General features: G+C 48.7%; 18 protein-coding genes and 1 pseudogene. 13 read left to right on the forward strand and 6 right to left on the reverse strand.

What is annotated here, in order from left to right; translation table 11 throughout:
* Window positions 1-2 precede the first annotated feature (2 nt).
* Complete coding sequence (locus BBB58_RS09495; protein ID WP_074036999.1) at window positions 3-1,016, reverse strand: tyrosine-type recombinase/integrase; 1,014 nt, start codon at window positions 1,014-1,016, stop codon at window positions 3-5.
* A gap of 15 nt (window positions 1,017-1,031) precedes the next feature.
* Window positions 1,032-2,075: a GGDEF domain-containing protein gene (locus tag BBB58_RS09500; RefSeq protein ID WP_074037000.1), complete on the reverse strand. Its 1,044-nt coding sequence runs from the start codon at window positions 2,073-2,075 to the stop codon at window positions 1,032-1,034.
* Between the two features lie 340 nt (window positions 2,076-2,415).
* On the opposite strand from BBB58_RS09500, the gene BBB58_RS09505 reads away from it, so the two are divergent.
* The 3 genes from BBB58_RS09505 (at window position 2,416) to parC (ending at window position 7,322) form a co-directional block, all read left to right on the forward strand.
* A complete protein-coding gene (locus BBB58_RS09505) occupies window positions 2,416-2,820 on the forward strand; it encodes a CoA-binding protein (protein WP_074037001.1) in 405 nt (134 codons plus the stop codon).
* Window positions 2,821-2,946: 126 nt separating this feature from the next.
* Window positions 2,947-4,914 carry a DNA topoisomerase IV subunit B gene (gene parE / locus BBB58_RS09510; RefSeq protein WP_074037925.1) on the forward strand — a complete coding sequence of 656 codons (1,968 nt, stop codon included), beginning with the start codon at window positions 2,947-2,949 and terminating at the stop codon, window positions 4,912-4,914.
* Window positions 4,915-4,916: 2 nt separating this feature from the next.
* Window positions 4,917-7,322, forward strand: a complete 2,406-nt coding sequence (parC, locus tag BBB58_RS09515) for a DNA topoisomerase IV subunit A (RefSeq protein ID WP_074037002.1) — start codon at window positions 4,917-4,919, stop codon at window positions 7,320-7,322.
* 32 nt (window positions 7,323-7,354) lie between these two features.
* Here parC and BBB58_RS09520 read toward each other — a convergent pair whose 3' ends face one another.
* The gene (locus tag BBB58_RS09520) at window positions 7,355-7,867 is read right to left on the reverse strand and encodes a DinB family protein (protein WP_047795306.1); all 513 of its coding nucleotides are present in this window, start codon (window positions 7,865-7,867) and stop codon (window positions 7,355-7,357) included.
* Window positions 7,868-7,991: 124 nt separating this feature from the next.
* Here BBB58_RS09520 and BBB58_RS09525 point away from each other — a divergent pair, with 124 nt between their 5' ends.
* The 3 genes from BBB58_RS09525 to BBB58_RS09535 are packed head-to-tail and all read left to right on the forward strand — an operon-like array spanning window position 7,992 to window position 9,802.
* Window positions 7,992-8,609 (forward strand): NUDIX hydrolase, encoded by a 618-nt coding sequence (locus tag BBB58_RS09525; RefSeq protein ID WP_074037003.1) that lies wholly within the window; start codon window positions 7,992-7,994, stop codon window positions 8,607-8,609.
* Window positions 8,610-8,620: 11 nt separating this feature from the next.
* On the forward strand, window positions 8,621-9,334 hold the full coding sequence (locus tag BBB58_RS09530; RefSeq protein ID WP_074037004.1) for an MBL fold metallo-hydrolase: 714 nt from the start codon (window positions 8,621-8,623) through the stop codon (window positions 9,332-9,334).
* 15 nt (window positions 9,335-9,349) lie between these two features.
* On the forward strand, window positions 9,350-9,802 hold the full coding sequence (locus tag BBB58_RS09535) for a GNAT family N-acetyltransferase (RefSeq protein WP_012726325.1): 453 nt from the start codon (window positions 9,350-9,352) through the stop codon (window positions 9,800-9,802).
* 125 nt (window positions 9,803-9,927) lie between these two features.
* Here the strand turns inward: BBB58_RS09535 and BBB58_RS09540 are convergent, their stop codons facing one another.
* Window positions 9,928-10,467: a GNAT family N-acetyltransferase gene (locus BBB58_RS09540; RefSeq protein ID WP_074037005.1), complete on the reverse strand. Its 540-nt coding sequence runs from the start codon at window positions 10,465-10,467 to the stop codon at window positions 9,928-9,930.
* Window positions 10,468-10,731: 264 nt separating this feature from the next.
* Between BBB58_RS09540 and BBB58_RS09545 the strand changes: the two genes are divergently transcribed.
* The 5 genes from BBB58_RS09545 (at window position 10,732) to BBB58_RS09565 (ending at window position 15,312) form a co-directional block, all read left to right on the forward strand.
* Window positions 10,732-11,580: a transporter substrate-binding domain-containing protein gene (locus tag BBB58_RS09545; RefSeq protein ID WP_074037006.1), complete on the forward strand. Its 849-nt coding sequence runs from the start codon at window positions 10,732-10,734 to the stop codon at window positions 11,578-11,580.
* Window positions 11,581-11,587: 7 nt separating this feature from the next.
* Window positions 11,588-12,286 carry an amino acid ABC transporter permease gene (locus BBB58_RS09550; protein ID WP_074037007.1) on the forward strand — a complete coding sequence of 233 codons (699 nt, stop codon included), beginning with the start codon at window positions 11,588-11,590 and terminating at the stop codon, window positions 12,284-12,286.
* 113 nt (window positions 12,287-12,399) lie between these two features.
* Complete coding sequence (locus tag BBB58_RS09555) at window positions 12,400-13,308, forward strand: AAA family ATPase (protein WP_012726321.1); 909 nt, start codon at window positions 12,400-12,402, stop codon at window positions 13,306-13,308.
* 1 nt (window position 13,309) lies between these two features.
* The gene (locus BBB58_RS09560) at window positions 13,310-14,338 is read left to right on the forward strand and encodes a DUF58 domain-containing protein (protein ID WP_012726320.1); all 1,029 of its coding nucleotides are present in this window, start codon (window positions 13,310-13,312) and stop codon (window positions 14,336-14,338) included.
* Window positions 14,335-15,312 (forward strand): hypothetical protein, encoded by a 978-nt coding sequence (locus BBB58_RS09565; protein ID WP_074037008.1) that lies wholly within the window; start codon window positions 14,335-14,337, stop codon window positions 15,310-15,312. The genes BBB58_RS09560 and BBB58_RS09565 overlap by 4 nt, the downstream gene beginning before the upstream one ends.
* 43 nt (window positions 15,313-15,355) lie before the next feature.
* Here the strand turns inward: BBB58_RS09565 and cls are convergent, their stop codons facing one another.
* A complete protein-coding gene (cls, locus tag BBB58_RS09570) occupies window positions 15,356-16,822 on the reverse strand; it encodes a cardiolipin synthase (RefSeq protein WP_074037009.1) in 1,467 nt (488 codons plus the stop codon).
* Window positions 16,823-16,932: 110 nt separating this feature from the next.
* On the opposite strand from cls, the gene BBB58_RS09575 reads away from it, so the two are divergent.
* Window positions 16,933-18,204, forward strand: coding sequence for a cation:proton antiporter (locus BBB58_RS09575; protein WP_074037010.1), 1,272 nt, complete (start codon window positions 16,933-16,935; stop codon window positions 18,202-18,204).
* Here the strand turns inward: BBB58_RS09575 and BBB58_RS15665 are convergent.
* Window positions 18,201-18,989, reverse strand: a pseudogene (locus BBB58_RS15665) (3D domain-containing protein). The gene BBB58_RS09575 and the pseudogene BBB58_RS15665 sit on opposite strands and share 4 nt — an antisense overlap.
* 208 nt (window positions 18,990-19,197) lie before the next feature.
* On the opposite strand from BBB58_RS15665, the gene BBB58_RS09585 reads away from it, so the two are divergent.
* The gene (locus BBB58_RS09585; RefSeq protein WP_074037011.1) at window positions 19,198-19,458 is read left to right on the forward strand and encodes a DUF1294 domain-containing protein; all 261 of its coding nucleotides are present in this window, start codon (window positions 19,198-19,200) and stop codon (window positions 19,456-19,458) included.
* Window positions 19,459-19,522 lie beyond the last annotated feature (64 nt).

Raw genomic sequence — 19,522 nt, forward strand, 5'->3', positions numbered from 1 at the left:
TATTATTGTAAACCTGATATTGCGTGTTTTTTCCGTTCGTCTCCGATATGGGCATAGACTTGTGTCGTTGCTACAGATTCATGTCCGAGAAGCTGCTGAATCGTGAGCACATCGACCCCACCCATCGCGAGACGTGAGGCGAAGGTGTGACGCAACTTATGCGGCGTCACCTGCTTATAGCTCAAGAACGGAAGGTAATGCTTCAAACGGTCAATATGACCTTTCAACATATGTTGAACCGTTCGTACAGCGATTCGATTTCCCTTCTCATTTTGGAACACCGCACCTTCGCTCGACGCGTGGCGATATTCAGAGAGGAGCGGAAGAAGTGGCTTTGCAATTGGGATCAATCGTTCCTTGTTCCCTTTACCGATGACCCGAATCGTCCCGGTCTCGAGATTGATATCGGACCAATTGAGTCCGACAAGCTCGGATACGCGCATACCTGTTAGTCCGAGTAACTGTATGATTAAAAAATCACGTGCACGATTCAGTTCGTACCAACTCGACTCGCGATTCGTCATGCCGACGTTGCTACGTACAAGCGTCGAGAAATCGAGCCATTCCGATTCCGTCAAATAAACGGGATTCCGTTTGCCGCGCTTCGGACGTTCCACGGTTTGAAAGGGATTCACCGTCGCTTGATTGGTCTCGATTAAGTAATTGAAGAGTGACTGTAACGTTGAGAGCTTCCGATTGATGACGCTTGGAGCGTTTTCGAGATCGAGGGCAAGATAAGTCGCATACGCTTCTGCACCGGCATGGTCAATCTCTGTGAATGATGCCAAGTCAATCGTTTCAGACTCTAACTCGGTACCGCTCACGCGCTCGACCCAACGAAAGAAATCTAAAACATCATACACATAGCGTTGGGCCGTCTGTTTGGAGTAGTGCTTTGCTGCAAAAAAATGAAAAAACTGTTGGATGAATGCGGGTAGTCGGTGCAACCCGTTCAACTCGAAGCGTTTCGTCGTCGTCGGTGTCTGCCGCTGTCCAAGTTGACCGAAAATACTCATGGAATGCCCCTTTCTTCATGTGGTTCTCACTTGATTCTTTCCGTTGCGCTTCCCTTCACGAAGGAAGTCATCTGCCTCTTTTATAATCTCTTCTACCGTATCGTGACCAGTACGAACCGCAAGTCCGAATGTCATTGTGACCTGAAGTCTTTCCCCTGCGTAATAGAGAGGGATTGATTCGATTTGCTGTCTCAATTGTTCGGCGATTGTAAGGAAGTTATCGCATGGACTCGAAAAGAAAATCAGGAATTCCTCGCCTCCCCATCGGACTACAATGCCGTCGACGTCGGATAGGATGCTGGCGACTTGTTGTAGCACCCGGTCCCCACAATCATGTCCGTAAGTCTCGTTAAATGATTTGAATCGATCAATGTCACCGAGGACGAGTGCGTATGGAATGCCTTCATGAGCGGCTTTGTCGATTGCTTTGGAAACCTGTTCATGCCCGACTTTTCGGTTCAATAGTCCGGTCAATCCATCCGTCGAGGCGAGAATTTGCAACCGCTCATTAGATTGTTCGAGTTCATCTGTCACTTCGACAACGGCTGACTCAAAGACAAAGGAGAGCCCTGCAATCATCATCACGGTCGATAGGATACAAAAGAGTCCGAGCGCTTGTTCTATCTGTATCGGTAAGGTCTCGATGCCGTCAGATACATAGATGAATAGAAGGCTATAAATCAGCATGGCAATGGCCGTGGTGAAGATGCGTTGGCCTCTTGATACGCTTGGCATGAAAAAGACACCGTATGCCATCATGAGGATAAAATAATGCATGTTGATCTCCCAGCCGAGTATAACGGTCGAGATGACGGCGTTGTAAACGACTTCGATAAAAAGTCCGGCAAAGAAAATTCCGTACCACCTTTTATGTACAAAATAGAATGAAATCGTGTAGTAGATCACACTCAAGCCATTTGATAGGAATAAGAGAGTCAAATCCAGACGATAAAACAAGATGCAAAATAGGAAGTGAACCAACCAGGCGATAACGTTGCCGTAAAAAGTAATACGTTCATTATATAGTGTTCCTCGACGAGTTTCATAGGTTGTTCCCATCGCACACCTCCTTTCTTTTAGTATAACGAAACAATGAACAAATTTATATAAATGTCCGAAAAACGGATTCAAAAAACGCTCTTATCTCGTATGTATTATTGCGTGAAATAGATATTTCACGCAATGTACATGAATTGCGTGATTGTATCTCAATCGAGTGGTTAATCGACCGATTGATTTTATAGCAAAATAAATGGTAGACAATAATTTGTTATGTAAACCATATTGGTTTGTCTTGAAATTGTAATGTTGAGTCATTATACCTTATGATGAAAATAAGACTTGAAACAGGAAGGAAGGTAACGTTACACTGTAAACGTAAACCAAAGGGGGATTTTGGATGGATGATCAGCGTTTGAAGCAACTTTTGTCTGAAGCGAAGACCATCGCGGTCGTCGGTGTGTCCGACAACCCGAACAAGACGGCCAACCAGATTGCGGAGTATTTGCTTCGTGTCGGGTATACCGTCATCCCTGTCAACCCGATGCTCGAGGAGTGGAACGGCCGTAAGGCGTATCCGTCCGTCGAGAGCATCCCGGGTAGAATCGATATCGTCGACGTGTTCCGTCGCAGCGAATTTTTAGCGGGCGTCGCGGAAGATGCGGTACGACATGGGGATGTCGGGCTCGTCTTCAACCAGCTCGGTCTCTCAAGTGCTGAGGCGGAGCAAATCGTGCGTGACGCCGGGCTCGATTATATCGAGAACCGCTGCCTGTACGTGGAGCATGCTCGTCTACTCGGATAAGACCTACCTCCTTGGTAGGTCTCCTTTTTTTCAGCGATGGCTGACAAGGGAGGCTTGCCAGAATCGATGAACAGCTATACAATAAAAAAGAAAAACGAACGTGTGTTCGAAATTGAGGTGACTGCTATGTCAACAGATCTATTTAATTACAATGAAGACGCCATCCAGGTGCTCGAAGGACTCACGGCCGTGCGGAAACGACCGGGGATGTACATCGGGTCAACCGACCATCGCGGACTTCACCATCTCGTCTATGAGATCGTCGACAACGCAATCGATGAGGCGCTCGCCGGGTTCGGCGGTCAAATCGATGTGACGATTCATAAGGACGATGCCATCACGGTCCGTGACCACGGCCGCGGGATGCCGACAGGAATGCACGCCTCTGGAAAGCCTACCCCAGAAGTCATTTTTACGGTCCTTCACGCTGGAGGAAAGTTCGGACAAGGCGGATACAAGACGTCTGGTGGACTCCACGGCGTCGGTGCTTCGGTCGTCAACGCCCTATCAAGCAAGGTCGTCGTGACGATTTATCGTGACGGAAAAGTGTTCGAACAGACCTTTGCAGACGGCGGTGTGCCTCAAACGACACTGATTGAGACAGGCAAGACACGCCAAACCGGCACGAGTGTCTATTTCAAACCGGATGCGACCATCTTCTCAACGACGACGTATAACTATGACACGCTCGCCGAACGCCTCCGTGAATCGGCTTTCCTCTTAAAAGGATTGACGATCACGCTCACTGATGAGCGTACGGAGAAGCAAGAGACGTTCCATTACGAGGAAGGGATTGCCGAGTTCGTCCAATACTTGAACGACGATAAGGCGACACTCCACCCAATCGTCTATTTCGAAGGGGTCGAGAATGAGATCGAGATCGAACTCGCGTTTCAGTTCACGGACGCCTATTCCGAAAATGTGCTCTCGTTCGTCAACAACGTCCGGACACGCGATGGTGGAACGCACGAGGTCGGTGCCAAGACGGCGATGACCCGAATCATGAACGAATATGCACGGAAGAACGGTTTACTCAAAGAGAAAGATAAAAATCTCGACGGCGGCGACGTCCGTGAGGGACTCACGCTCATCGTGTCGGTCCGGATCCCGGAGGAATTCCTCCAGTTCGAGGGGCAGACGAAGTCGAAACTCGGGTCACCGGAGGCACGTGCGAGCGCTGACAGCGTCATGGCGAAACAGTTGACGATCTTCCTAGAAGAGAACCCTCAGATGGCAACGATGCTCATCAAGAAGGCGATTCGTGCGGCACAGGCTCGCGAGGCGGCCCGCAAGGCACGGGAAGAGGCCCGTAACGGGAAGAAAAAGAAACGTTCGAGCATCTTGAACGGAAAATTGACGCCTGCGACGTCAAAGAATGCAGCTAAGAACGAGCTCTTTCTCGTCGAGGGTGACTCGGCCGGTGGTTCAGCCAAACAAGGGCGGGACCGTACGTTCCAGGCTATCCTGCCGTTGCGCGGGAAGGTCATCAACTCGGAGAAGTCGAAACTCCAGGACATCATGAAAAACGAAGAGATCAACACGATCATCCATGCAATCGGCGCCGGGGTCGGTCACGATTTTGATTTGGACGACTGCAACTTCGACAAGGTCATCATCATGACGGATGCCGACACGGACGGTGCACACATCCAGGTGCTCCTCCTCACGTTCTTCTTCCGTTATATGCGACCGCTCGTCGAGGCAGGCCGCGTGTTCGTTGCCTTGCCACCGCTCTATCGCATCTCAAAAGGGAAGGGCAAGTCCGAACAGTTCGACTATGCCTGGGACGAAGAGGCACTCGAGAAGCTCGTCAAAGTGTATAAGAAAGGCTATATCCTCCAACGCTACAAAGGTCTTGGCGAGATGAACGCGGACCAGTTATGGGAGACGACGATGAACCCGGACACTCGTACACTCATCCGTGTCACAGTCGACGATGCGGCCGTTGCGGATAAGCGTGTGTCTGTCCTGATGGGCGACAATGTCACGCACCGTCGTGAATGGATTGAGGAGAACGTCGCCTTCGGACTCCAAGAAGATGATTCGATCATCGCCAATGAACATGTGACTAAAGCGATTGAGGAAGTGATGTAACGATGTCGACGATTCAACACATTTTAAACCTATCTCTCGAACAGGTCGTTGGAGACCGGTTCGGGCGTTACTCAAAATATATCATCCAAGACCGTGCCTTACCGGACGCACGTGACGGACTCAAGCCTGTACAGCGCAGGATTCTATATGCGATGCACCACGAGGGGAATACGAACGATAAGCCCTATCGGAAGTCTGCGAAGACGGTCGGGAACGTCATCGGGAACTATCACCCGCACGGTGACTCGTCCGTCTATGAGGCGATGGTACGTCTCTCACAAGATTGGAAACTCCGGTATCCGCTCATCGACATGCATGGGAACAACGGATCGATGGATGGTGACCCGGCGGCGGCCATGCGTTACACGGAAGCCCGTCTCTCGAAGATTGCGGGTGTCATGTTGACGTCAATCGCGAAGAATACGGTCGATTACACGCCGAACTTTGACGATTCAACGGAAGAACCGCTCGTCTTGCCGTCGCTCCTCCCGAACCTGCTCATGAACGGAACGACAGGGATTTCAGCCGGTTATGCGACGGAGATCCCACCGCATAACTTGACAGAAGTCCTCAACCTTGCCATCGCACGTTTGAAAGGTCAGGTCGATACCGCTAAAGATGCACTCGAGTATGTCACGGGTCCTGACTTCCCGACCGGGGGGACGGTCATGGGTAAAGACGGTATCCTAAAGGCGTTCGAGACCGGTAAAGGGAAGGTCATCATCCGGGCGAAGTCCGAGATTGAGCAATTAAAAGGTGGCCGTGAACAGATCACGATCACAGAACTTCCGTATGAAGTGAATAAGGCGAACCTCGTCAAAAAGATGGAAGAGCTCCGCCTCGATAAAAAGGTTGAAGGCGTCGCAGAAGTCCGTGACGAAACAGATCGGACGGGACTTCGAGTCGTCATCGAATTGAAGAAAGAGGCCGACGCAGAAGGTGTGCTTCACTTCTTTTTGAAGCATACGGACTTGCAACTCGCCTATAACTATAATATGGTCTCCATCGTGAACCGGACGCCGAAGCAGATGGGAATCATCCCGATCATCGATGCTTACTTGAAGCATGTCGAAGAGGTCGTGACGCGCAGGACGACGTTCGAGCTCGAGCAGGCGAAGAAACGCGCTGAAATCGTCGATGCCTTAGAACAAGCCATCTCGGTCCTCGATGAGACACTTGAATTGATCCGTTCCGCCAAAGACAAGGCGGACGCGAAGAAGAAACTGATGGAGCGGTTCTCATTCACGGAACGACAAGCCGAAGCCGTCGTCATGCTCCAATTGTATCGACTCACGAATACGGACATCGTCGAGTTGCAAAAAGAGGCAAAGGCGCTCCAAAAAGAGATTGCCCGCCTCTCAAACATCCTCGACGTGGACGCGACAAAACGGAAGTTGATCGTGAAAGAACTTACGGCATTGCGTGACGAGTTCGGAGATGACCGTCGTTCGGTCATCGAGTCGGAAGTTGAGGAATTAAAACTGAAGACGGAAGTTATGATTGCTGTCGAAGAGACGATGGTATTCGTCAGCCGTGACGGGTACGTCAAACGTGCCTCGATGCGTTCGTATGGAGCGTCGAGTGACGTTTTACCGGAGATGAAAGAAAAGGATCGTCCACTCCTTACGACACAAGCCATGACGACGGACCACTTGCTCGTCTGGACGAACAAGGGCAGCTACCTCCTCATCCCGATCCATCAGATTCCAGAATCGAAGTGGAAGGATGCCGGACAACACGTGGCCAACCTCGTTCCGATTGAAGGGGAACAGGTTATCTCGGCAGACGTCGTCTCGACGTTTGATACGGACGCCCATTGCCTCTTCGTGACGAAAGACGGGATGGTCAAACGTACACCGTTACGCGACTACGACGCGCAGCGGAAATCGAAACCACTCATGGCCTTGAAGCTGAAAGGTGACGACGAGGTCGTCTTCGCCGGGATCAGTGACGGTCCAGGGCAGTTGTTCCTTGTTTCAGAGCGTGGATACGGGCTCTGGTTCAAAGAGGATGATGTCCCTGTCGTCGGACAGCGGGCAGCCGGTGTGAAGGCGATGAACCTGAAAGACGGTGACCTCGTCGCCGATGCCTTCTCCTTCTTCACGCCACCATTATTCGTTCTCGTGACGCAACGGGGAGCGGTCAAGAAGATGAAGCTCGAGGACCAGTTCGACTGTACGAACCGCAACCTTCGGGGGACGATGCTCATTCGTGAGGTCAAATCAAAACCGCACCAAATCCGTCGTGTGCTTCCGGTGCATGGGGATGAGACGCTTCATATCGTCGGAAAAGAAAAAGCAAAACAAGTAAAGACAAAAACCCTTACGCTACTCGATCGCTATGCCAACGGCTCGTTCGTCTTTGACGAAGACTCGTTCGGTGAAATCGAGGACGTGTATCTCGATTAATCAAAAGACCTGTGATTTGGCTGATTCGCCGTTCACAGGTCTTTTTGTCGTAGCCATGTCTCTAGATCGTGTTGTTGTCGTCGATGGTGCCGCGTGTGCATCTCGATGAGGTTGAACCATTCTCTCGCATTCAGCCAGCCGAACCCACCGTGAAGCGTCTTTCGATTGTCATCTGCATCGTTCAAACGGGATTCCAACGTATCCATCTTTGAGATTAAGATGGTCATGCGTTCTCGCAATCGATCTTTCGAGTCAGTATTGTTCGGTGGTTGATTCATCTCAGGTGGGAGCTCGATTTTTATCGGTGGAAAGTCTCCCCGTTCGAACAACTTTTCTCCAAAAGACGTTTTCTCTCCACCGAGTTCACCCTCACCACGTAGGCAGCGGTCGGCCTCTTCTAAATACTCCTCTGCGACCAAAATGAGATGGTCAAACATTTGGCCTATGGACCAGATGCTCGGGGCATGCTTGTATCGCAAGTCGGACATGGTATAACGTGCGAGATCTTTTCTGAATCTGATTAATTCATAGCGTATCCTCAACATCTCACCTCCATTTTCTTTTAGTATACGTGATTGAAAACTGATGTCAGAGAATGTGAGTTATGAAAAGGAAGAATGCATCAATTTGCCGAAAAAGACATGTAGGACAAAAGATAGGGGGATCTATATGTCTCAATGGCTGACGTGGGCGAAACGGATTCAGGCGCTGTCTCAGGCCGGTCTGACGTTCACGCGTGATCAATATGATCGAGAACGGTACGAAGAGTTACAAGAAATCGTAAGAGAGATGTATGAACGGCACTCGGACTTATCGAACGAGGCCATCTTACAACTCGTTCATGTAAACGGTTATCCGACTCCGAAACTTGATGTGCGAGGCGTCATCTTCAAAGATGACCGAATCCTGCTCGTGAAGGAGCGGTCAGATGGGTTGTGGACCTTACCCGGCGGTTTCTGTGAAGTGAATCGCTCTCCTGCCTCGAATATCATCAAAGAAGTAGAGGAAGAGGCTGGCCTGGATGTGATTCCAGTACGGTTGCTCGCCTTGTTCGATATGCATGAACATCCACACCCACCTCTCTCGGAGCATTATTACAAACTTTTCATCGAGTGTGCACTGATTGGTGACGGGGAGGGGGGCGCCGGCGTGGAGACGAGTGACGTCGGTTTCTTTGAACGAGACGATTTACCTGATCTCTCCCTTGCCCGCAATACGATCGAACAGATTCATATGTGCTTTGACGCACATTGGCAAGAAGAAGACTGGACCACTTTATTCGACTAGGAGGCTCAATGATGCAAGTAAGACGATATGGACATATCCATCAACTGACCTTTTACGCTCCCGTACTGCCAATCAACGTTCAACTGTTTGAGCATGAGCTCGGACTCGTCTTGATCGACACGGCGCTGAAGCGGAACGCGACCGATATCCTGTCGTATATCGCCGAACTCGACAAGCCACTCCTCGCGATATTGTTAACGCATGCTCATGGGGATCATATCGGTGGGGTAGACGCGATCAAAGCAGAACATCCGCTCGCTGAACTCTTCATCTCCCGACGTGATGCCCGCCTCTTATCGGGAGATTGGTCGCTAGAGGAAGAAGAGCAGAACAAGATTCGTGGTTCTTTGCCGACGATTCGTTCTACACCGGATGCGGTACTAGATATTGGTGAGCGGTTATTCGGTTTACGTGTCCTAGATGCAGCGGGTCATACACCAGGGTCGATTGCGTACTATGACGAGGTAAATCGGGTATTATTTGCAGGTGACGCTTTTCAAACTCAGGGAGGGGCAGCGGTGGCGGGAGATGTTCGGCCGTTATTCCCATTACCAGGACTCGCGACATGGAATCGGTCCGTTGCCGTCGAGAGCGCGGAGCGCCTAGTGGACTTGTCACCACTCCTTACCTTCGTAGGGCATGGTCCGCCACTCAAAGGGACACACCGGCTCTATTTGGCGTTGAAACGGGCGAAACGGAAGCAGGCGAGAAAGTTTATCCGTTAACGGGAGGGTTGCACCATGCAGCTGAAAGAAGTTGCCATTCATCAATTTGAGCAAGCCCAACAGATGCTCGAGATTCAACGTAACGCTTATGCGGTCGAAGCGGAACTGCTCGGGTTTGACGAAATCCCAGCGCGCTATGAGACGATTGATGTCATTCAAAACTTACCAGGCACGAGTTATGGCTTATATATCGAGGAGCGGTTGATTGGGTTTGTAACGGTGGAAGCATCTGAGAAAACTGTTGAAATCACGAAACTATGTATCGACCCGACATACTTTCGGGCGAGACTGGCGACGACGTTACTCGAACACATATTGAGCATTCACAAAGGAAAGTTGATTTACGTGCATACGGGCAAGCATAACGGACCGGCGAAGCGTCTGTATACGAAACTTGGATTTGAACCGAGTGCCGAATTCGAACCAGAACATGGCGTCACATTGATCCGGTATACGCATACGTCTTAAATTCAAATCTCATCTCACTATCATAAGCATACTAAGATAATGAGATGAGATATTATTTTTACTGATAATATATGTTATGTAAACTAATAAAAAATAGAGCGATTTTTTCTTTTTTTTAAAGTTCCCTATTCCTTAAAAATCTTGTACCAGTACAAGGTCAACTCTATTTGTGGATTCGCGTATTGTTTGATCGAGTCGACGCCTCCGAGTTGAAATCCCTCTTTTCTATAAAAGCGACATGCAATCAAGTTATCGTTCTGCGCTTCAAGCGATAAGCCGATCAGCCGTTTTTCTTTTGCCTTCTGTTCGGCTGTTTCAAGCAAAAGCTTTCCGATTCCACGCTTACGATATGTTTGACGGATCGCGATATTTTCAATGTATGCAAAGCGACTCCAATCCTTCACGAGTCGGATTTGTCCGACACATTCATCAGCTTCCATCGCTATAAAGACGATTCGATTGTCATGTTCGATATACTGCGTCCAATCAATCCGGTCTTCTGGAAATGAGGTTTCTTTCGTCACGACATCTAGCTCTTCAACATAAGACCATTGACCATTTATGTAACTGGGAACTATCCGTCCGATGATTGGAAAAGGATCATTTGCATCATTCACAATGTGAACATGCGCCTCATCTAGGGCTCTGATTCGAATCATACTCATCCGCTCCGCCTCCTCTATCGCGTATTAGTTCTTCATTCATCTCATTTTACTTTCCAGAATGTAATATAAGGCTCATCGATTCTGTCTCAATTTAATTTTACTTCTGTATCATTGTTGTGAATTTAGCATTCACCGGAATGATAACGCTTTATGAATAAACGTTTCAAATTTTAAATTCACCTGTTTAAACTATGTTTCACAGTTGCTAGACCGCTGAAGTCATGCTATTTTTAGACAGATGAACCATCTTAAGGAGGAATTCTTGTGAAACGAACGACTAAAGGTTTGGCAGCAACTTTATTTTTTGCAATCCCTCTTGCCGCTTGTGGTGATGATAGCACGAATCAAGCAGATACGACACGCTGGGAAGAGATTCAAGAAGAAGGCACATTGACGGTCGGAACTGCCGGCACCCTCTACCCCGCTTCTTTCCGTGAAGAAGAGAGCGATACGTTAACAGGTTTCGATGTCGAACTCATGAAAGAAGTCGCCAAACGCCTTGATCTCGAAATCGAGTTCAAAGAAATGGCATTTGACAACATGTTAACGAGTGTTCAGAACGGTCAAATCGACATCGCTGCAAATGATATCTCGGTAACAGAAGACCGTAAAGAGAAGTTCGCCTTTTCAAAACCGTATAAATACACTTACGGGACTGCTATCGTTCGCAAGAGCGACCTCTCTGGAATTGAATCACTCGAGGATTTGAAAGGCAAGAAAGCCGCTGGTGAGGCGACGACTGTCTTCATGGATGTGGCTCGAAAGTATGGAGCAGAAGAAGTCATCTATGACAACGCCACGAACGACCAGTACTTGCGCGACGTTTCAACGGGACGGACCGATGTCATCTTGAACGACTATTATCTTCAAACGTTGGCACTTGCATTCTTCCCTGAGTTCGATATCACGATTCATCCGGATATCGCCTATAACCCGCAAGAAGTAGCATTTTTGATGGATAAAGAAAATGACGAGCTCCAGGAGAACATCGATCGTGTACTAGATGAAATGCTTGAAGATGGTACAGTCAAAGAACTATCTGAGCAATTCTATAATGGTGCCGATGTTTCGGTAGAACCTGACGTAGACGCAACAATCGTCGAAACGAAGTAATGTTGGCATGTCGTTCTCAGATGTCAAATGGGACGCCATCTTTGACGTAGACCTGGCGATCCAATCGTTTCCTTACCTGTTGGGCGGGTTACCGAATACGCTTTGGATCTCGTTCATCAGCATGTTTTTTGGTCTCCTGCTTGGTCTTTTGCTGGCGCTCGGGAAGTTGTCTCCGACACGACTCCTTCGCTATCCGTCGACTTTCTATATCTCGTTCATGCGTGGAGTCCCCATCTTGATCATTCTGTTCATCCTCTATTCGGGATTCCCGTTCATCGGAATCGAGTTCGCCGCTTTGACGGCAGCCATTCTCGGATTTAGTCTGAATTCTGCCGCCTATATCGCTGAGATCATCCGCTCCTCGATTCGTGCGGTTGATGACGGACAGGTTGAGGCGGCTCGTTCACTCGGGATGGGGAAATGGTTGACATTGAAGGGAGTCGTCCTACCGCAGGCGACACGGATTGCCCTTCCGCCGCTCTCGAACGTTTTTCTCGATCTGATTAAAGCGAGTTCGCTCGCTGCGATGATCACGGTACCTGAGATATTTAACAAGGCCAAGATTGTCGGTGGACGAGAGTTCGACTACATGACAGTGTATATCGTCGTGGCGTTGATCTACTGGGCAATCTGTACGTTCATGTCCTTTTTCCAAGAATGGCTCGAACGTCATTTTGAACGATACTTGGATTCTCCAAAACGTTGACTGACTGGCTTATGCCGGTCGGTCTTTTTTAGTGAAATGGATTTTTGATACATCTCCTGAACCGATTATGCTATGATTTTCTTAATTATCAGAAAAATATAGGGGGATTTTGAATGAACCATCCATGGGTTTCACATTTGAATGATCAAGTCATTGGTCAATCGAAAGCCATCAAGCTCGCTTCGATTGCATTACTATCAGGAGGTCACGTTTTACTCGAGGACCGTCCCGGTACTGGGAAGACTACACTTGCCCGTAGTTTGGCAAGTTCGATATCAGCGACATTTCAGCGTGTACAGTGTACCCCGGATACATTGCCAAGTGATATTTTAGGAATGGAGTTATTCAATCCGACGACCGGAGCGTTCGAACGTCGGACGGGTCCGATTTTCACATCGATTCTACTTGTCGATGAGATTAACCGGACGACGCCACGTACACAATCTGCGTTGCTTGAGGCGATGCAGGAACGTCAAGTGACACTCGGGGAAGTGTCGCTTAAGCTACCGGAACCATTCTTTATGATTGCCACTCAAAACCCATTCGATGGACAAGGGACGTTTCCGCTCCCGCAGGCTCAATTGGACCGTTTCTTATTCAAATTGACACTCGCTCCCCTCTCGCGAGATTCCGAACGACGACTGATTCGCAATGAGCACCTCGCTTCAGAATCTTTCTCTCTGCAACAGGACGAATTGTTGAAGATGCAACAAGAGGTACGAGATGTCCGATTCCACGAGGCGATGGAGGATTACTTACTGGATTTGATGGAGTCACTTCGTCATCATCGTGACATCGAGGTTGGACCAAGTCCACGTGCGACGCTCGCGTATACGATGGCGGCTCGGGCTCATGCCTATATGGAAGGACGCGACTATGTCTCACCAGAAGATATTCGGGCACTCGCGCTTCCGATTTTAGGGCATCGAATCGTCTTGACGGTCGAAGCGTCGCTGAAGACGAAGCCGTCAAAGTTGATCAAATCTGTACTCGAGACCATCCCGGTCCCCTCAGAGGTGTAAGATGCAGTTAGTCAGCCCACGCTATCTCGAGTCCGGCTATATGTGGCTCCTGTTCGTCGTCGGGGTCTTCACGGCACTTTATGGGAACGTCTTGATTGCCAGTCTATTGATTGGATTCAGTCTCTATGCACTGGTCATGCCATCTTTTATGTTTCGATTGGCAGAACAAATCCATGTCGACCTCACTGAGGAGATGAAACTCTTTCCGAATGACGAGGCCGTCTATGTCTTGAAACTTGTGTCGACGGCAAAAGTCCCGCTTGGCGTTGTCCGCCTATCCGGCTATTTGCATCCCACCGTGGAATCAGAAGGACATGCGTTTTGGCGGCAGGAGAACTTTGTCGAGACGAATGCGACTGTCGACTTCACAATCCCGCTCCATGCGAAGAAGCGAGGTCCTATCCGCCTTGAGGCTATCGGGATGGAAATTCGGGATCCGTTACGCATGTTCTCGCTCTATAAAGAGGACTCACTCCCACGCATCGGCTATGTCTTCCCAGAGTTTTCGCCCTATCCGATTCCGAAACGTCCCCCTACTCTCCCAGGTGAGGAGATGGTTCGTCATAGTGCCTATCGTGACCCGGAGACGTTCCAATCGGTCACTCCATATCATGGGCAACCGATGCGACAGCTATATTGGTCTGCCTATGCGAAGACGGGCGAACTGCTGGCCCGTACCGAGCAACCGGTACAAGCAAATGAATATGTCATCGTCCTCGACTTGTTGACGAAGGATGGGCGTGCCCTCACCTATCAGATGGAGCGCCTCATCTCGCAAGCTGCCGCATTATGCCGTGATTTCGAGAAAGAAAATGCGAGTTACGGTCTGATTGTCCCGACGCTTACGAAGGATGGAATCACGTATGACCTTCAACCGGGAAGTGGTGAGGTACATTTTCGGAAGATTATGACGACGTTCGCTTGTCTGTCCGAGAGTGATTTTCCGCTTGCTCGCTCCTTGTTTGAACGAAAGGTCGCCAAATACAGTGGGAATCAGTCGATTCTCCGCTTGGGGGGTGACGGTCAATGAGAAGGTTATGGTGGGTCTTCGCAGCATTTTACATCGGGCACGTGTTTCCATTGCTCTTCTTATTGACACTTCGTCTCCCTCGGAATACACAACTGATTGTACAGACGTTCCTGAGCGTCGGTGCCCTTTATTTCTCTTATGAGATGAGCATCATGCTTTTGATATTCACATACGTTCATGCCTTCATACGGACGTTGGATTGGACGGACCGTTACGCGATGGCGAGCGTATTGTTTTTGGTGGCGGACTGGTTATTCCCCCCGGCATCGCAATCGCTCGCGATGGTGCTCTTTCCGTTCATCTTTTTGATTTGGCATCGAAACCTGTATTACCGTCGCGACTACAAGCGGATGGTGACGATGTTGACCGTCGGCCTAGGCATCGGGCTGATTGTCTCTCTTATCATTCGTACGATTAAAGAGCTATTGTTTGGTAATGTCGTCGCCTGGATCACTCCTTTCTTTTTGTGGATTGGTAGCTGGTTTGATGGAATCGTACTCGACCCGAATGATCGCGTAAACCGCTTCCTCGTACCGGATAACCCGAACCTAGATGCGGAGACAGTGGCGCAAGAGACATTGCTCGCGTCCGCATCGAATAACTCGCTGTTCTATATTGGAGTGTTTGTAATGATCTTGCTTCTTGGGGTAGGATTGTTCTTCTACTTGCAGAAGCGAAAAGACATCCAGGAAGATGGAATGATTCCTAGGAGTATTCACCACCCGACACTCTCAGATAAGCGGATCGTCCGCTCGCCTCGCCAGATTCGCCTTCTTGAGACGGGACGAAAGTTAGAACAGCATCACCCACGTCATCGAGAGGAGACGGTGGCTGATTGGTTGCAGCGAATCGAGTTCACGGACCACAGGCTTTATGCAGATTGGTTAGAGGCCGCAGAGTATGGTGACAAGGAAGCGCCACAAGCAATCAGTGATTCATTCGAACGACTCGTTGAACAAGTGAATAAACGCTAAAAAACATCCGGCAGAGGAGTTCCTTCTGACCGGATGTTTTTCATTATAAAATTGGACTGAGAAGGCGGGACACGCTCTCTTTGAAGCGAATCCAACGTGTCCTCGATTCATATCGTTCGATCGTTAACCGCTCAGCGCGTGCCTCGTCTCGCTCGAACGCATCGATGACGGACTGAGCGACGTCTTTGTCGAAGACGAGCGCTGAAATTTCAAAGTTGAGGCGGAAACTTCGGGCGTCGATGTTCGTCGTCCCAATTGATGCGACTTCTCCGTCAATGACGAGTGTTTTCGCATGAAGGAATCCTTCCTCATACGTGAACACTTCTGCCCCGTAACGTACGAGCTCCGCAGCGTTCGCATAGGTCGCCCAGTAGACAAACATATGGTCGGGCTTGTTCGGGATCATCAGTTTGATCTTAGTACCCGCCATCAGGGCGATTCGACAGGCATCAAGAAAACTTGCATCCGGGATGAAGTAGGGAGTCTGGATATAGATACATTCTTTCGACTGGGTGATCATTTTGACGAGCATATTCTTTAAATGCTCCGTCGACGAGTTTGGACCCGATGTCACGATTTGAACCGGGGACGCATGACGAGCAATCCCTTCGATTGGCCAAACAAAGTCGTCTTTCTGTGCCTTCGTTCGTGTCGGGACAGAGCGATTCCAATCCAGGATGAATCGTTCGAGCAATTCCTTAACGGCGTCGCCTGAAATTCGTAAGTGAACATCTCGCCAATAACCGAAATGCTCATCCTTTCCGAGATACTCATCCCCGACGTTGAAGCCGCCGATATAACCAAGTTCTCCGTCAACGACGCAGAGCTTTCGGTGATTTCGATTATTGACGCGGAAGTTGATACCGAGTTTGGACGGAAAGAACGATTTGACTTCCCCACCGTGGGCCAGCAGGTCCTTAAAGTGTTTGTGCCTCAGTCCCCTCGAGCCTACCGCATCGTAGAGGAGTCGGACACGTAATCCTTGTTTTGCCTTTTCGGTCAATAAGCGAATTAACGATTGACCCAGCGCATCGTTTTGGATGATGTAATATTGAATGTTCACTTCTTTCGTCGCCTGTTCGATATCTCGAAACAGTCGATCAAACTTCTCTTTTCCGTCGTGAAGTACGTCGATATCGTTCTGGAAAGACATCATCGCATTCGTCGATACGAGATTCAATCGTGCGAGTCGTCGGTGCTTCAATAGAAGTGGATGATTGAACGGTGCCATGGATTGGTCCAATTGGTCAAGTTGCTCCGCCACATGATGATGATACGCTTCACGTTTCTCTTCTTCGACTTCATAAAAGTTTTGAGATTTGATCAATCGACCGAAGAAGATGTAGACGAAGAATCCGATGAGAGGCAAGAAGAAGAGGACGAGTAACCACGCCCAAGTCGTTCCAATGTCACGCCTTTCAAAAAAGATAATGGTGATTGCAAACGTGAGGTTAAGCAATAAGATGAGCCAAGTCATGATGACGATAATGAGTCCGATAGTCACTTCCATGGTATCCCTCCCTTTCTTTCAATTCTTACCCGAAATCAAACAATCTTAGCAAATGTTTTTCCTGATTTGGGTATACATTAATGAAGAAGTGAAGAATCGGGGGGAAGCTTATGGAAGACATGATGATTGGGTTCAGCTTACTTGTCCTCATCGGTGCACTTTCGCAGTTACTCGCTTGGCGATTTGACTTTCCAGCCATCTTGATTATGACGGTTGCAGGGATTCTAGTCGGACCGATTTTCGGTTGGTTGGAGCCGGATCGGATACTCGGTGAGCTTTATAGCCCACTCATCTCCATCGCGGTGGCGCTCATCCTGTTTGAAGGAAGCCTCAGTCTCGAATTCAGGGAGATTGACGATTTGCGGAGATCAATCTTTCGTCTCGTCACGGTCGGGGTATTCGTTTCTTTTATCTTGACCTCGATTTTGCTCATCATGGTTGGAGATTTTCATTGGTTGCCAGCATTTACGCTCGGTGCCATCTTTGTCGTGACCGGACCGACCGTCATCATTCCGTTACTTCGACAAGCTAACTTGTCCGCACGCCCAGCTAAAGTCTTGAAATGGGAAGGGATCATCGTCGATCCTCTTGGCGCCTTGATTGGACTCTTTGTCGTTCGAGTGGGATTCATCTTCTATCAAAACGACGGGCTCGCGAGCCACTTGCCATTTTTTTGTTTTTGTTTCGTCGCGGTCGCCTTTGGGATTGCCGTTGGACATCTATTAATTCGTTTGTTCGGGAATGAGAAAGTCCCTGAATATTTAAGAACAACCCTCACGTTCTCTGGGGTCCTCCTCGTATATTCAATCAGTGAATGGGTCATGAGCGAGGTCGGGCTATTGGCTGTAACGGCAATGGGATTGACGATGGCAAATTCAAAGCATGGACATATGCATATTCTGAAACAGCTTCGTGAGTTTAAAGAGAACATTTCGATTTTACTGGTTTCGACAGTCTTTATCATTCTGACGGCAAGTTTGACACGTGATAGTTTACTCGCCATTTTCGATTGGCCTCTCCTCTTGTCGATTCTCGGAATCTTATTTTTTGTCCGACCGATCTCGGTGCAGACGTCGCTCCTCGGTTCTCCACTATCCGCTCAAGAACGGGCACTCATCAGCTGGATTGCCCCTCGAGGTATTGTTGCGATGACGGTGACCGGTTTCTTTGCACAAGAGATTGCCGAACTGGGAATTGAAGATGCGGAACGGATGTTGCCAATCACACTCGGTTTAGTCGTAACGTCTGTCGCCCTACATGGATTGACGATTAAACCACTCGCGAAGCGACTCGGACTGACGAAAGTGAAGAATCCTTGGGAGAAGGTAAAGACAAAAAAAAGACACCGCCCAATGGCAGTGTCTTTGATCAGCTTGAATTAGTTCAAGACTTTGATTGTGATTGATTGGCGACCGAAAGCAAGTGCTTGCTCTTGTGTCGGCATCAAGATATCGATTTTGTTTCCTTTGATGGCACCACCAGTGTCTCCTGCGATGGCTTCTCCGTATCCTTCAACCCATACTTTAGAGCCGAGCGGAATGACAGAAGGGTCAACCGCGATGACTTTTTGGTTCGGGTTCTAACGAACGTCGATTCCTGTCGCTGTGATACCAGAACATCCTGCACAATATGGTGTATAAGCTGTCGCTTCAACTGTCATTGTCTGACCTGAAGCCGGAGCTTGGGTTTGCGTTGTAGACGATGCAGTTTTTGTTACAGGTTCTGATGTCGATGTCTTCGGTGCTGTTGTCTTCGCATCGTTCGCTACAGATGCAGCGGCTGCACCTTTCACGGCGAACTCTTGCCCAGGGAAAATAAGATCTGAATCAAGACCGTTCCAAGTCATCAATTGATTGACAGAGATCCCGTGGTTCAATGCGATACGATAAAGTGTATCACCTGATTTAACTGTATACGTTTTAGATGCAGTAGAAGCTTGTGATTTTGCTTCTGCCTTTCCAAGTTTCAAGACTTGGTTCGGATAAATCATATTTGAGTTTAAGCCGTTCGCTTGTTTGATGTCGTTTACAGAGACGTTGTTGTTCACGGCGATACGATAGAGTGTATCTCCAGACTGAACTGTGTGTGTTGATGCTGCCGAAGCTGGAGCAGCGACTCCTAAACTAAGGCCAGCGAGTGCCGTTAGTGTCAATAGTGGTTTTTTCATAAGAATTTTCCTCCCTTTTCTAACGCCCCCTTACTGTAACACCTGTATATTTCACAGCGATTACAGGACGATATGAGAGTGTTATCAGTTCATTTACAGAACAATTCACGAGGATGAGAGGTTTCTGAAAATTGTTTCAATCTATTGAAACGGCTTCACAGAGCCAATTTAAGATATACTATAGAGAGAAAAAAGGAGGTTTTGGTCTTTGGAACTATTACTGCTATATTACATTGTGACTAATTTACTAGCGTTTGTGTCATATTTTGTCGATAAACGACGGTCTCGCATTGGGGCTTGGCGTATTTCTGAGCGGACATTGTTGACGATGGCATGGATCGGTGGAGCGTTCGGTGCCTATTTGGCGATGCGCGTCTTTCGTCATAAGACGCTAAAACCGAAATTCCGAATCGGAGTGCCTGTTGCAATTCTCGTGCATGCTGCGTTTACCGGTTGGCTGATTTTTTAAACTCTTATATAGAAGAAACTCGATTGTATCTTTTAATGAACGATGATTAAAAATGTCAGATTCG

This window comes from Exiguobacterium profundum, assembly GCF_001909285.1.
Taxonomy (GTDB): domain Bacteria; phylum Bacillota; class Bacilli; order Exiguobacteriales; family Exiguobacteriaceae; genus Exiguobacterium; species Exiguobacterium profundum.